The organism is Novimethylophilus kurashikiensis (assembly GCF_003112435.1).
Classification (GTDB): domain Bacteria; phylum Pseudomonadota; class Gammaproteobacteria; order Burkholderiales; family Methylophilaceae; genus Novimethylophilus; species Novimethylophilus kurashikiensis.
This window is the reverse complement of record NZ_BDOQ01000021.1, coordinates 37841-51518: the sequence shown is the minus strand read 5'-3', so window position 1 is coordinate 51518 and position 13678 is coordinate 37841. Positions and strand designations below refer to the sequence as shown.

The following is a 13678-nucleotide window of genomic DNA, read 5'->3' as shown; positions in this document are numbered from 1 at the left end:
AGCATGGGTTTCCAGCAGGCATTGAGCGGTTTGAATGTGGCATCCAAGGATTTGGACGTCATCGGGCACAACGTTGCCAACTCGAGTACGGTGGGCTTTAAGTCGGGCGAGGCGCAATTTGCCGACGTGTTTGCGGCGTCTCTCGTTGGTGCCGGCGCTTCTCCTGTGGGCTTGGGCGCGAAGTTGGCCACGGTGGTGCAGCAATTTACCCAAGGTAACGTGACCACGACCAACAATCCGCTCGATGTTGCCATCAACGGCGGCGGCTTTTATCGGGTCAGCAACGGTGGCGCCGTGACCTACACGCGTAACGGCCAGTTCGAGCTCGATAAAAACGGATTCATTGTCACCAGCACGGGACAAAACCTGACGGGTTATGCAGTGACGCCCTCCGGATTGATCAACACGGGTGCGCTCACCAACCTTCAAGTTAATACTGCCAGCATTTCACCGCAGGTGACCGGCGGGGCGACTAGCGGAGCCAAGGGGATCCAGGCTTTGCTTAACCTCGATTCCAGTGCGCCGATCAATACCTCGACCTTTGATTACACGGACCCGACGACTTACACCAAGTCGACCTCGTTGACTGTTTACGACACTCTGGGATCGGCACACACGTATTCGATGTATTTCGTAAAAACCGCTTCCAATACCTGGCAAGTCAATACCACGCTGACCAATCCGGCCGGTGTGACGACAGACCTTTCCGCGGGCGGTACCGCACCGCTGACGACGTTGACGTTCGATACGGCGGGCGTGTTGACTGCGGCGATGCCGGCTACTCAAGCCACTATTCCCGATGCAACCGTTTTGCAAACCGGGGCTGCGGATCTTACTTTCCCGGTCGATTTCACCGGTACCACGCAGTTCGGCGGCAGTTTCAGCGTCAACTCCTTGACGCAGGATGGCTACGGAATGGGGCAGCTAAGCGGCTTTTCCATCAGCAAGGACGGCATCATCCAGGGCCGATACACCAACGGCCAATCCAAGAACCTGGGGCAAGTCGTGTTGACCTCGTTCCGCAACCCGCAAGGCTTGCAGCCGTTGGGCGACAACCAGTGGGCGGAAACTTCGACCTCTGGTATCCCGTTGATCGGTACACCAGGTTCTTCAGGCTCCTTCGGCGCGCTGCAATCGTCGGCAGTCGAAGATTCCAACGTCGACTTGACTGGTGAACTGGTCAATATGATCACCGCCCAGCGCAACTACCAGGCCAACGCGCAGACCATCAAGACGCAGGATCAGGTCATGCAAACGCTGGTGAACCTGCGTTAACCGGGATAGGGCCGAACGGTAATGGATCGACTGCTCTACATCGCCATGAACGGTGCCAAGCACAGCCTGTATCAACAGGCAGTGACTTCGCACAACCTGGCGAACGTATCCACCAACGGGTACAAGGCGCAGAACGGTGCTTTCCGTGCCTTACCGGTGTTCGGTCCGGGCGAGGCCACGCGCACTTTCGTTGTCGATTCCACCCCTACGGCCAATTTGTCGAGCGGCGTGCTGCGTACCACGGGCCGTCCGCTGGACGTGGCGATTCAAGGCAGCGGTTGGATCGCAGTGCAGGACGCCAAGGGCAAAGAGGCTTATACCCGCAACGGCAGTTTGCAGATGACCTCCAGCGGTCTCCTGATCACCAGCAATGGCCAGACTGTTGTAGGCCAGGACGGCCCGATCACGGTGCCTGCCGATTCTGAAATCAACATCGGCAAGGACGGCACGATTTCCGTCATTACCAATAACCAGTACAACGCTGCCGTGACCATCGGTCGCATCAAGCTGGTCAGTCCTCCCGATGCCAATATGGTACGGGGCGATGACGGCTTGTTCCGCCAAAGCAACGGCCAGGCCGCTCAGGCGGATGCCGGTGTAAACCTTGCAGCCGGCGTGCTGGAGTCGAGTAACGTGAGCGCGGTCGATGCCTTGATCGGCATCATCGACCAATCGCGCTTTTTCGATATGCAGATCAAATTGATGCAGACGGCCGACGAGAACGCCAACCGCGCGTCGCAGGTCATGAGCCTGACGTCTTAACGAACGAGGATAGCCAACCATGCTTAGATCGCTTTGGATTGCCAAAACCGGGATGGAGTCCCAGCAAACCAATATTGACGTCATCTCCCATAACTTGGCCAACGTAGCGACCAATGGTTTCAAACGCTCGCGTCCGGTGTTCGAGGACCTGATCTACCAAACCTTGCGCCAGCCTGGTGCCCAGGCTTCCCAGCAAAACCAGATTCCGTCCGGTCTGCAGTTGGGTACCGGTGCTCGCCCGGTAGCGACCGAGCGCATCCATATCCAGGGTAACCTGCAACAGACCGGCAATTCGCTCGATCTCGCCGTCAGCGGCAACGGTTTTTTCCAGGTCCAGCTTTCTGACGGTACGCTGGCTTATACACGCGACGGTTCTTTTCAGGTCAACAGCGAAGGTACCGTGGTGACCGCCAACGGCGATATCCTGCAACCGCAGATTACGATCCCGAACGATGCTATTTCCGTGACCGTCGCCAAGGACGGCACCGTGACCATTGTGCAGACCGGGAACGTGACCTCGACCCAGGGACCGATCCAGTTGAGCAATTTCATCAATCCGGCCGGCTTGCAAAGCGTGGGCGACAATTTGTACCTGGAAACGGTGGCTTCGGGTACGCCCAATACTTCCAACCCCGGTTCCAATGGCTTAGGTTCGCTCAACCAGGGTTTCGTGGAAACCTCCAACGTCAATGTGACGGAAGAACTGGTCAACATGATTACTGCGCAACGCGCGTATGAAATCAATTCCAAGGCGATTACCGCTTCGGATCAAATGCTGCAGCGCCTGGTACAGATGTAATTGGTGCGGAGTAACTGGTGCAGAGGTAAGGAGTTTATGATGCAAAGCTTGGTTAAATGTTCGATTCTGGCTGCCGTGGTGATGCTGACGGGGTGCAATACCGATCCGTCCACATCCGTCCAGCAGCCCATGACCATGCGCCCCAATCCCCAGCCTGCGGCGCTGCCTGCGGACGGGGCAATTTATCACGCTGCCAATAGCCGGCCATTGTTCGAGGACAGACGTGCTCGTTTCGTCGGGGATACGATTACGGTCACCTTGATTGAAAAAACGGCAGGCAGTACCAGTAATGCGGATAATTTTACCCGTACGGGCTCCGCCAATGTGAATATCGGAACCCCAACGATTCTCGGGTATACGCCCAAACCCGGCATTAACGTGCCGATTCCTGGCGGAAACAACAATTTCGGCACCGGCACCAACTTCAATTCTGCTTTTACTGCCAGTTCATCGCTCAAGAGCGATAACAAGGACAACAATTCGAACAGCAACAGCTTTACCGGCAGCATCACTGTTACTGTTATCGAAGTTCTGCCCAACGGTAATCTGGTGGTGAGCGGCGAGAAGCAGATTTCGGTCAACAACAATACCGAATTCATCCGCCTTTCCGGCGTTGTAAACCCAATGAACATCACTTCCGGCAATGTGGTGAGCTCGACCCAGATTGCCGACGCCCGCATCGAGGACAAAGGCAAGCAAAGCATGGATACTGCGCAAGTCATGAGTCTGTTATCGCGCTTCTTCGTGGCCTTGCTGCCGTTCTAGGAATCGGATCATGAAAATCGTCGCACGCATCGTTATCGCCTTGCTCAGCCTGACGGCCGTGATGCCGGCACAGGCCGAGCGCATCAAGGAGATCGCCACCCTTCAGGGCGTGCGTAGCAACCAACTGGCGGGCTACGGGATCGTGGTGGGACTCGACGGAACGGGCGACCAGACGACACAAACGCCGTTCACCGTCAGCAGCATTATTAGCATGCTGGGCCAGATGGGCATCAATATTCCCACGGGTACCAGCCTGCAGCTCAAGAATGTGGCTGCCGTCATGGTGACTGCGACGCTACCGCCGTTCGCCAAGGGTGGGCAGCCGATCGATGTGACCGTTTCATCCATCGGTAACGCCAAGAGCTTGCGTGGTGGCACCCTGCTGATGACGCCCTTGAAAGGCGCTGACGGACAGGTGTACGCGATGGCGCAGGGCAATCTGGTGGTGGCCGGGGCCGGTGCTGCAGCTGGTGGTTCCAGCGTGCAGGTTAACCAGCTTGCGGTCGGGCGTGTACCGGGCGGTGCTACGGTGGAACGTGCGGTACCGACAGCACTGGGGCAGGGCGAATACGTCAACTACGAACTCAATGCCTCCGATTTCACCACGGCTGCTCGCATGGTCGATGCCATCAACCGTAATTTCGGTCCAGGTACCGCAGTTGCCGTGGATGGCCGCCAAATTCGCGTGGCTGCCCCGCTGGACAACAATCAGCGCGTGGCTTTCCTGTCTCGCGTCGAGAATCTGTCCGTATCGCCCGGCGAAGACATCGCCCGCGTGATTCTTAATGCCCGCACCGGCTCCATCGTGATGAACAAGGAAGTATCGCTTGATACGGTGGCTGTCGCGCATGGCAGCTTGTCCGTGATTATCAGCAGCGAGCCCTTGGTCAGCCAGCCGAATGCTCTGTCGCAAGGCCAGACTGTCGCAACCGACCAGGCCCAAGTGGAAATCAAGGAAAAGAAGGGCGAGCTGGTGATGCTGCGCTCCGGCGCTACGCTGGGCGAAGTTGTGAAGGCGCTCAACGCTGTCGGCGCTACGCCTCAGGACTTGCTCGCCATTCTCCAGGCCATGAAGGCCGCCGGCGCACTCAAGGCCAACCTGGAAATCATCTAAGCCATGACGTCCATCCCGTTTTCCAACCAGCTTGCGATCGACCCCCAGTCGCTCGGAAGCCTGCACAAGCTGACGAATGGGACGGATACCAAGGAAGGTATCAAGGCCGCCGCCAAGCAGTTCGAAGCATATTTCCTGCAAATGATGCTGCGCAGCATGCGCGAGACCGTCTCCCAGGACGGTCCTTTCGATAGCCAGGAAACCAAGACATTCACCGACATGTTCGACCAGCAGGTCGCTCAGTCCATCTCGCAAAGCCGCGGCATGGGACTGGGCGATGCACTGACTGCACAGATCGAGCAGCAGATGAACTTGATTGCGTTGTCCAAGCAACAGCCTGCCGCGCAAACGCCTGCAGTTACTGCGGCTGGTGTCGTTGAAAAGGCTGCGGAAACTTCAGCACCTGACGTGAATGGTACCTCCGGCGGATTCCTCGACAAATTGTGGCCTCACGCCGTAGATGCTGCCAAATCGCTAGGCGTTGCCCCGCATCTCTTGCTGGGCCAAGCCGCACTCGAAAGCGGCTGGGGCAAGCACGAATTGAAATCTGCGGACGGCAGTAATAGCCACAACCTGTTCAACCTCAAGGCCGGCAGCAATTGGCACGGCCCCACGGTGGAAAAACAAGTCACGGAGTACGTCAACGGTAAACCGGTGCAATCCACCGAAAAATTCCGTGCCTATGGTTCATATAAAGAGAGCTTTGCCGATTACGCCAAGCTGATCTCCGGTAGCCCGCGTTACGCCGGTGCCTTGAACCAGGATGCCGCTGGATTTGCGCGCGGTTTGCAGCAGGGCGGCTATGCCACCGATCCGGACTACGGCAACAAGCTGATGCGCGTGATCAGCAGCCCGGCGTTCCGCAATCAATTGGCCTCCGCAGATGCTGCTTGACCTGCAAAGTGGGGTTAAGTTTGCGCAGCATGAGCCGATAACAACACATGCAACGGAAGACTGAATCATGAGTTTGTTTAGCGTAGGCGTTACCGGACTGAATGCCGCCCAGATCGGACTGGCTACGGCTGGGCACAACATTACCAATGCCGATACCGAAGGCTATCATCGTCAGACCATCGTACAGGGTACCAATCTGGCAACGCCCAGCGGGTCGGGCTTTATCGGCCAGGGCACCAATGTCGAGACCGTCAAGCGCGTTTACAGCCAGTTTCTCGATACGCAATTGCAGCGCGTCCAGACGCAAAGCTCTTATATGGATACCTATTACGGTCAGATCAGCCAGATCGATAACATGCTGGCCGACCCTAATTCCGGTCTTTCCCCCGCATTGCAGGATTTTTTCAGTGCCGTGGGGGATGTGAGTTCCAATCCGCAATCCGTCGCATCGCGTCAATCCATGTTGAGCGGCGCAAGTGCTCTGATCTCGCGGTTCCAGGCTATTTCGGCTCGACTTACCGACTTGCAGGGCGGCGTCAATACGCAAATTACAGACAGTGTTTCGCTGATTAATTCCTACGCGCAACAGATTGCAAAGCTGAACGACCAGATCACTATTCAAGGCAGCAGCACGAACCAGCCGCCCAACGACTTGCTGGACCAGCGCGATAACCTGATCTCCCAGTTGAACGCTCAGGTGGGTGCCACTGTGATCAAGCAGAGCGACGGAAGCCTCAATGTGTTCATCGGCAACGGTCAACCGTTGATCGTGGGAAACACGGTTTATCAACTTACCACCGTGCGCTCGCCGGAGGACCAGCAGCGCGTCGAAGTTGCCTACCAATACGGCAGCAAGACAACGTTGCTAGGTACCGGCAGCCTGAGCGGCGGTAACTTGAGCGGCTTGCTCGATTTTCGTGATAAATCCCTCATCCCAGCCCAGAACGAACTTGGCCGCGTTGCCATGGGGGTGGCCGAGACTTTCAACGCGCAGCATCAACTCGGACAAGATCTCTCGGGCAATTTGGGGCAAGACTTTTTTGCCGTGCCTGGGCCTAGTGTCCTGCCAAGCACCAACAATACCGGCACCGGTTCTATCACCGCGGCCCTGTCCAATGTGTCCGCATTAGGGGTGGACGATTTCCGGATTCTTTATGACGGGGCCAATTATTCCGTCACTAATCTCACGACGCATGTCACGACGACAGGGGTGTCGGCTGGTTCTCTGTCGACCTTTATTCCCGGGATCACATTGACCGAAGTTGCGCCACCCAATGCAGGCGATGTCTTTACCGTGCAGCCCACTCGATACGCGGCTCGCGATATCGCCCTAAGTAATACCATCGGTATCGATACCATTGCCGCAGCAGCGCCTATCGTGACCGGCGCAGGCACTTCCAACAAAGGCACCGGGGTTGTCAGTGGAGGATCCGTCGATGCCGTGCCGACCACGCCGGACCCCAGCCATCCGACGACCGATCTCAACCTGAAGAATCCGGTCACGATCACGTTCAATAATCCACCTACGACTTTCGATGTGGTGGATGCCAATCTCGGGACGCTGGCTTCTGGTGTCAGTTTTACCGCGGGCGGCAACATCAGCTACAACGGCTGGACGGTTTCCATTACCGGCACGCCGTCGTCCGGAGACAAATTCACGATCGGCCCCAACGTTAACGGAGTTTCCGATAACCGCAACATGCTGGCGCTGGCACAGCTGCAAACCAAGAATACATTGATCGGCGGCTCGGCATCGTACCAAGGTGCCTACAGCCAAATCGTGAGCCAGGTGGGTAATAAATCCGCAGAGCTTCAGGTTACCAGCAAGGCGCAAGCAGCCTTGCTGGACCAAACCAAAAATGCGCAGCAAGGCTTGTCGGGCGTTAATCTCGATGAAGAGGCTGCCAACCTGCTGCGTTACCAGCAGGCCTACCAGGCATCGGGCAAAATGTTGCAAATTGCCTCGACGTTGTTTGATTCGATTCTGGCGATTGGACGTTAATCATGCGTATCAGCACTAACATGATTTATGACATCGGCACGCGCGGGGTGCAGTCCCAGACGGCCGACTTACTTAAGATTCAGCAGCAGATGTCGACCGGCCGCCGGGTCCTGACGCCATCGGATGATCCCATTGCAGCCTCGCGCGTTCTCGACGTTTCTCAATCGCAATCGACAACGGAACAATTTACGCGGAATGGCCAATCTGCGACGGACTCGCTTGGTTTGCAGGATTCCATCTTGGACAGTGTCAACACCTTGTTGCAGAACGTCCGAGTGCTCGCGGTCAATGCGGGCAATCCGGGTTTGAGCTCTGCTGATCGTAAGAGCCTGGCTTCCGAACTGCAAAGTGATTACAACCAACTCCTGGGCTTTGCCAATACCACGGACGGCAACGGGCAATACATCTTCTCGGGTTTCAAAGGCAACACCCAGGCGTTTTCTGAAACGACACCCGGTTCGGTGGCCTACAACGGTGACCAGGGGCAGCGCCAAATCCAGATCAGCGCCTCTCGCCAAGTACCCGTAAGTTCATCGGGCGCGCAAGTGTTCCAGCAGATACTCAACGGCAACGGTACTTTCGTTACTGCTCAAGCAATGGCCGGCAGTGTTGCTACTAATACTGGCACCGGCGTCATCAGTCCGGGCGTCGTATTGAACCCTGCGGCATGGAACAATCCTGCCAACAGCCAGGATTTCACCATCAAGTTTAATGTTGACACCACGCAGGTCCCTTCTGTAACGACTTACGACATCGTCGACAACGTCAGTGGCAATTCGTTACTGACTGGAGCGGCGTCCGGGGCTGGGCCGTACCCCAGAACTTATACCAGCGGTAGCACCATCAGCCTTAAGACTGTCTCCCCCCCGGATACCAACCCGACGCCCTTCGACTTCGGTGCGGAACTGAGTATTAGCGGAGATCCAGCCACTGGCGATACGTTTACGGTGAAAGCGAGCACGAATCAGGATATTTTTACGACACTGAATGATCTGATCACCTCGTTAACCACATCTCATTACAGCAATGCCGCAATCACGAACAACAACAATACGGCATTGTCCAATATCGCTTCGGCGGAAGAGAATATCCTGAAAATTCGAGCATCTGTAGGGGCTTCAATGAAAGAAGTCGACACCCAGAGCTCCGTCAACGACGATTTGGTGCTGCAATACCAGACGACGCGAAGCAATTTGCAGGATCTCGATTACACCAAGGCCATCAGCGACATGACCATGAAGCAGACGGCGCTGGAAGCTGCTCAAAAATCCTTCATCAAGGTGCAAGGGTTGTCCTTGTTCAATTACATCTCTTGATTTGCTTAGCGGGTTAGGGCTGATTGGGGTAAAATCCCACCCGAACAATCCGTTACCTTGCAACTACATACACGATAAGGGCGCCTCGGCGCCCTTCTTGTTGGCTTACATGAAGAATATCCGCAATTTTTCCATTATTGCCCACATCGACCATGGCAAGTCGACCCTGGCCGACCGCATCATTCAGCTCTGTGGCGGCTTATCCGACCGTGAAATGGAAGCGCAAGTGCTTGATTCCATGGACCTGGAGCGCGAGCGCGGCATCACCATTAAGGCTCAGACCGCGGCACTCAATTACAAGGCGCGCGACGGTCAGATCTACAACCTCAACCTGATCGACACCCCAGGGCACGTCGACTTCTCCTACGAAGTCAGCCGTTCCCTGGCGGCTTGTGAAGGCGCGTTGCTGGTGGTAGACGCCTCCCAGGGCGTGGAAGCACAGAGCGTGGCCAACTGCTACACGGCGATCGAGCAGGGCGTGGAAGTGGTGTCGGTGCTCAACAAGATCGATTTGCCTTCTGCCGACCCGGAGCGCGTCATCCAGGAAATCGAAGACATCATCGGGGTTGAGGCGACTGATGCCGTGCGCTGTTCGGCCAAGACCGGCGTGGGCGTGGAGGACGTGCTCGAAGCCGTCGTCGCCAAGATTCCACCTCCGACGGGCGATGAAAGTGCCCCGCTCAAGGCGCTCATCATCGATTCCTGGTTCGATAACTACGTCGGCGTCATCATGCTGGTGCGGGTGGTGGACGGAAAGCTCAAGCCCAAGGATAAAATTCGCTTTATGGCGACAGGGGCACAATATTTGTGCGAGCAGGTCGGGGTGTTCACGCCCAAGTCGCGCCAACGTGAAAATCTCTCTGCCGGTGAAGTGGGCTTCGTCATTGCCGGCATCAAGGAACTCGCCAGCGCCAAAGTGGGCGATACCATTACGCTCGCTACAGCACCGGCCGAAGCGCCGCTGCCCGGTTTCAAGGAAATCAAGCCGCAGGTGTTCGCCGGCCTGTATCCGGTGGAGTCCAACCAGTACGAGGCCTTGCGCGACGCGCTGGAAAAGCTGCGTTTGAACGATGCTTCATTGCAATTCGAGCCGGAAGTCTCTCAGGCGCTGGGTTTCGGCTTCCGCTGCGGCTTCCTCGGTTTGTTGCACATGGAAATCGTGCAGGAACGCCTGGAGCGCGAATACGATATGGACTTGATCACCACGGCGCCGACCGTGGTTTATGAAGTCCTGACCAAGGCCGGCGACGTGATTCAGGTCGAGAATCCCTCCAAGCTGCCAGAACCCTCGCGTATCGAAGAGATTCGCGAGCCCATCATCACCACGACCATCCTCATGCCGCAGGAATATGTCGGCCCGGTCATGACCTTGTGCAACAACAAGCGCGGCGTGCAGCGGAACATGCAGTACATGGGCCGGCAGGTGATGCTGACCTATGAAATGCCGCTCAACGAAGTGGTGATGGATTTCTTCGACAAGCTTAAATCGACCTCGCGCGGCTACGCTTCGCTGGATTACGAGTTTCTGGAGTTCCGTCCATCCGATCTGGTCAAGCTCGATATCATGGTGAGCGGTGAGCGTGTCGATGCGCTGTCGTTGATCGTGCACCGCGCCAATAGCATTCACCGAGGTCGCGAACTGGCCTCCAAGATGCGCGAATTGATCCCGCGCCAGATGTTCGACGTGGCGATCCAGGCCTCTATCGGCGCCAACATCATCGCCCGCGAGACGGTGAAAGCGATGCGTAAGAATGTGTTGGCAAAATGCTACGGCGGCGACATTACCCGAAAGAAAAAGCTTCTCGAGAAGCAGAAAGAGGGTAAGAAGCGCATGAAGCAGGTCGGCAACGTGGAAATCCCGCAGGAAGCCTTCCTGGCCATTTTGAGAGTTGAGGACAAATAATGAATTTCGCCCTGTTCATGCTGGTTGCCCTGGCGCTGACCGGCCTGGTGTGGTTGATCGATTCCCTGGTGCTCCGCAAGAGCCGCGCCAGTGGCGCCAAGGAGCCCATCCTGGTGGAATACTCCAAGAGTTTCTTCCCGGTCATCCTGGCAGTGTTCCTGATCCGATCTTTCCTGGTCGAACCGTTCAAGATTCCTTCCGGTTCCATGATGCCGACGCTGCTCGTAGGCGATTTTATCCTGGTCAATAAATTCACCTACGGTTTGCGTGTTCCTGTGGCCAACAACACCTTCATCGAGGTCAATCATCCGCAACGTGGCGAAGTCGTTGTGTTCCGTTTCCCCAAGGACCCCTCGCTCGATTACATCAAGCGCGTAGTGGGCGTGCCGGGGGATCATGTCGAGTATCGGAACAAGCAGATTTTCGTCAACGGCAAGGCCGTGGAGCAGCAGGAAAACGGTTATTACGACTACGTGGCCCCAGGCCTCAACCAGATGAGCGTGCGCCGCGTGATCGAGCAACTGGGCGACCACAAGCACGACATTCTCCTGGACGATCACAACCCCGCTGTGGACGGCGAAGTTGTGGTGCCGCAAGGACATTATTTCGTGATGGGCGATAATCGCGACAACAGCAACGACAGCCGTTTCTGGGGGTTCGTGCCGGATCAGAACATCGTCGGCCGCGCGTTCCTCATCTGGTGGAATTTCGATAAATTCGGCAGAATTGGCACACACATTAATTAAGGGGAGCCAGCATGCAAAAACAACGCGGCATGACGTTCATCGGCACGGTATTGACCGTGGCCGGTATTGTGTTCATCGCAATCGTCGCCATGAAAATTTGGCCGGCTTATAGCGAATATTTCGAGCTCAAGCGAGCTTTCGCTTCCCTCAAGAGCCAAATCGAATCGAACGAAAACATCACGCCGAAGGAAATCAAGGATGCGTTCGATCGCCAACAAGCTATCGACGATTTCAAAAGCGTGCAGGCCAAGGATCTCGTGATTAGCCAGGACGGCGGCCATACCGTAGTCAGCGTCGAGTATTCGGCCGTCGAGCCCATCATGGGCAATGTTAGCGCTTTGGTCGATTTCAAGCTCTCCACCGACGACAAGTCCCTGAAGGCGCATTAGGCGTGACCGTAGTACTCTCGCTTCCGGCATGAACGGGCTGCCGCACCTGGCCGCCCGTCTCGGCCATACCTTCCAGCAGGCCGCCTTGTTGCGGCAGGCACTTACCCACCGTAGTCACAGTAGCAGCAACAACGAACGCCTGGAATTCCTTGGCGACAGCGTGCTTAATTGCATCGTTGCGCAGCTGTTGTATCGCAATTTTCCCAACATACCCGAAGGTGACTTGAGCCGCATGCGTTCGCATCTGGTCAAGGAAGCGACCTTGAGCGAGATTGCGACCAAGCTTGATGTCGGCAGTTGTTTGCTGCTGGGCGAGGGCGAACTCAAGAGCGGCGGCTGGCGGCGCCCGTCTGTCCTTGCTGATGCCCTGGAAGCCATTATTGGCGCGATTTTCTTGGATGCCGGTTTTAGCGCAGCCGAGGCTGTGGTGACACGGCTTTACCAGAATCGCATGACTGGTCTGGACCCCAGCACCTTGGGCAAAGATCCCAAGACCTTGCTGCAAGAGTTCCTGCAAGGCCGCAAGCTCGCGCTGCCGCAATATACGGTGCTGGCAACCGAGGGCGAGGCGCATTGTCAAACTTTCCGCGTCGAGTGCAGTATTCCTGCGCTCGGCATTCGTACTCATGGCGAGGGCGGCAGCCGCCGTGCCGCCGAACAACTCGCGGCCGAAGCCGCTTACAAGACTGCAACCCATGCCTGAACAAGATTTTCGCTGCGGCACCATCGCCATCGTCGGTCGCCCCAACGTCGGCAAGTCCACGCTGCTCAACCATATTCTCGGCGTCAAGCTCAGCATTACCTCGCGCAAGGCTCAGACCACGCGCTACCGTATGCTGGGCATTCACACCACCGACGACACGCAATACCTGTTCGTCGATACGCCGGGTTTTCAGACGCGTCATATCAACGCGCTCAACCGCACCCTCAATAAAACCGTGCAGCAAGTGCTGGCCGAGGTGGATGTCGTGCTATTCGTGGTGGAAGCCACGCAATTCGGCGATGCTGACCGCAAGGTGCTGGCGCTGTTGCCCAAGAATCGTCCGGTGGTACTGGTCATCAACAAGGCCGACAAGCTCGACGACAAGTCCAAGCTGCTGCCGTTTATCCAGGAAATCGCCAAGGAATTCGAATTCACCGAAGTCGTACCGGTCAGTGCCAAGCGCCTTCTGGCATTGGATGAGCTTCTAAGCGCTACCCGCAAGCATTTGCCCGAGCAGCCCGCGATCTATGGCGAAGACGAGCTGACCGATCGCAATGAGCGCTTTCTCGCCGCCGAAATCCTGCGCGAAAAGGTGTTCCGCCTGTTGGGTGAAGAAGTGCCGTATGCCATTGCCGTCGAAATTGAGAAGTTCGAGGAAGTCGGCGCCCTGCGCCGCATCTTTGCTGCCATCATCGTCGACAAGGAAAACCAGAAGCCCATCCTGATCGGCAAGGGCGGCGAAAAGCTCAAGCGCATCTCCACCGAAGCCCGACAGGACATGGAAAAGCTGTTCGACGGCAAGGTTTACCTCGAAACCTGGGTCAAGGTCCGCAGCGGCTGGGCCGACGACGAACACGCTTTGAAGAGCCTGGGATTCTGATGTCCAGGTCAATAGGTGAAAATGGAAAAGTGATGTGGAAGGGGCGATATGCGCCTCTTTGCGCTGCACTATGGAAGAGAGACGAGGCGCGAGGGTTTCTCTCTCCAAACGTGGCTCGCTACTAAAGGCA

The 13678-nt window shown here is 56.6% G+C and carries 13 protein-coding genes; all 13 read left to right on the top strand.

Features of this window, described 5'->3' with window-relative positions:
- Positions 1-3 precede the first annotated feature (3 nt).
- Positions 4-1275, top strand: coding sequence for a flagellar hook protein FlgE (gene flgE, locus NMK_RS17020; protein WP_109016973.1), 1272 nt, complete (start codon positions 4-6; stop codon positions 1273-1275).
- A gap of 21 nt (positions 1276-1296) precedes the next feature.
- Positions 1297-2037, top strand: coding sequence for a flagellar basal-body rod protein FlgF (gene flgF, locus NMK_RS17015; RefSeq protein ID WP_109016972.1), 741 nt, complete (start codon positions 1297-1299; stop codon positions 2035-2037).
- A gap of 19 nt (positions 2038-2056) precedes the next feature.
- Positions 2057-2836, top strand: coding sequence for a flagellar basal-body rod protein FlgG (gene flgG / locus NMK_RS17010; RefSeq protein WP_109016971.1), 780 nt, complete (start codon positions 2057-2059; stop codon positions 2834-2836).
- Between the two features lie 36 nt (positions 2837-2872).
- Entirely contained in the window at positions 2873-3601 is a 729-nt protein-coding gene (locus NMK_RS17005) for a flagellar basal body L-ring protein FlgH (RefSeq protein WP_109016970.1), read from the top strand.
- A 10-nt stretch (positions 3602-3611) separates the two neighbouring features.
- Entirely contained in the window at positions 3612-4715 is a 1104-nt protein-coding gene (locus NMK_RS17000) for a flagellar basal body P-ring protein FlgI (protein ID WP_109016969.1), read from the top strand.
- A gap of 3 nt (positions 4716-4718) precedes the next feature.
- Positions 4719-5609 carry a flagellar assembly peptidoglycan hydrolase FlgJ gene (gene flgJ / locus NMK_RS16995; protein WP_109016968.1) on the top strand — a complete coding sequence of 297 codons (891 nt, stop codon included), beginning with the start codon at positions 4719-4721 and terminating at the stop codon, positions 5607-5609.
- A 67-nt stretch (positions 5610-5676) separates the two neighbouring features.
- Complete coding sequence (flgK, locus tag NMK_RS16990) at positions 5677-7611, top strand: flagellar hook-associated protein FlgK (RefSeq protein ID WP_109016967.1); 1935 nt, start codon at positions 5677-5679, stop codon at positions 7609-7611.
- A gap of 2 nt (positions 7612-7613) precedes the next feature.
- A complete protein-coding gene (flgL, locus tag NMK_RS16985) occupies positions 7614-8927 on the top strand; it encodes a flagellar hook-associated protein FlgL (protein ID WP_109016966.1) in 1314 nt (437 codons plus the stop codon).
- Positions 8928-9036: 109 nt separating this feature from the next.
- Complete coding sequence (gene lepA / locus NMK_RS16980; RefSeq protein ID WP_109017015.1) at positions 9037-10830, top strand: translation elongation factor 4; 1794 nt, start codon at positions 9037-9039, stop codon at positions 10828-10830.
- Positions 10830-11576, top strand: a complete 747-nt coding sequence (gene lepB, locus NMK_RS16975; protein WP_109016965.1) for a signal peptidase I — start codon at positions 10830-10832, stop codon at positions 11574-11576. The genes lepA and lepB overlap by 1 nt, the downstream gene beginning before the upstream one ends.
- Before the next feature lie 11 nt (positions 11577-11587).
- Positions 11588-11965, top strand: coding sequence for a DUF4845 domain-containing protein (locus NMK_RS16970; RefSeq protein WP_109016964.1), 378 nt, complete (start codon positions 11588-11590; stop codon positions 11963-11965).
- Positions 11966-11993: 28 nt separating this feature from the next.
- The gene (gene rnc / locus NMK_RS16965) at positions 11994-12668 is read left to right on the top strand and encodes a ribonuclease III (RefSeq protein ID WP_109016963.1); all 675 of its coding nucleotides are present in this window, start codon (positions 11994-11996) and stop codon (positions 12666-12668) included.
- The gene (gene era, locus NMK_RS16960; RefSeq protein ID WP_109016962.1) at positions 12661-13548 is read left to right on the top strand and encodes a GTPase Era; all 888 of its coding nucleotides are present in this window, start codon (positions 12661-12663) and stop codon (positions 13546-13548) included. Before rnc ends, era begins: the two co-directional genes overlap by 8 nt.
- Positions 13549-13678 lie beyond the last annotated feature (130 nt).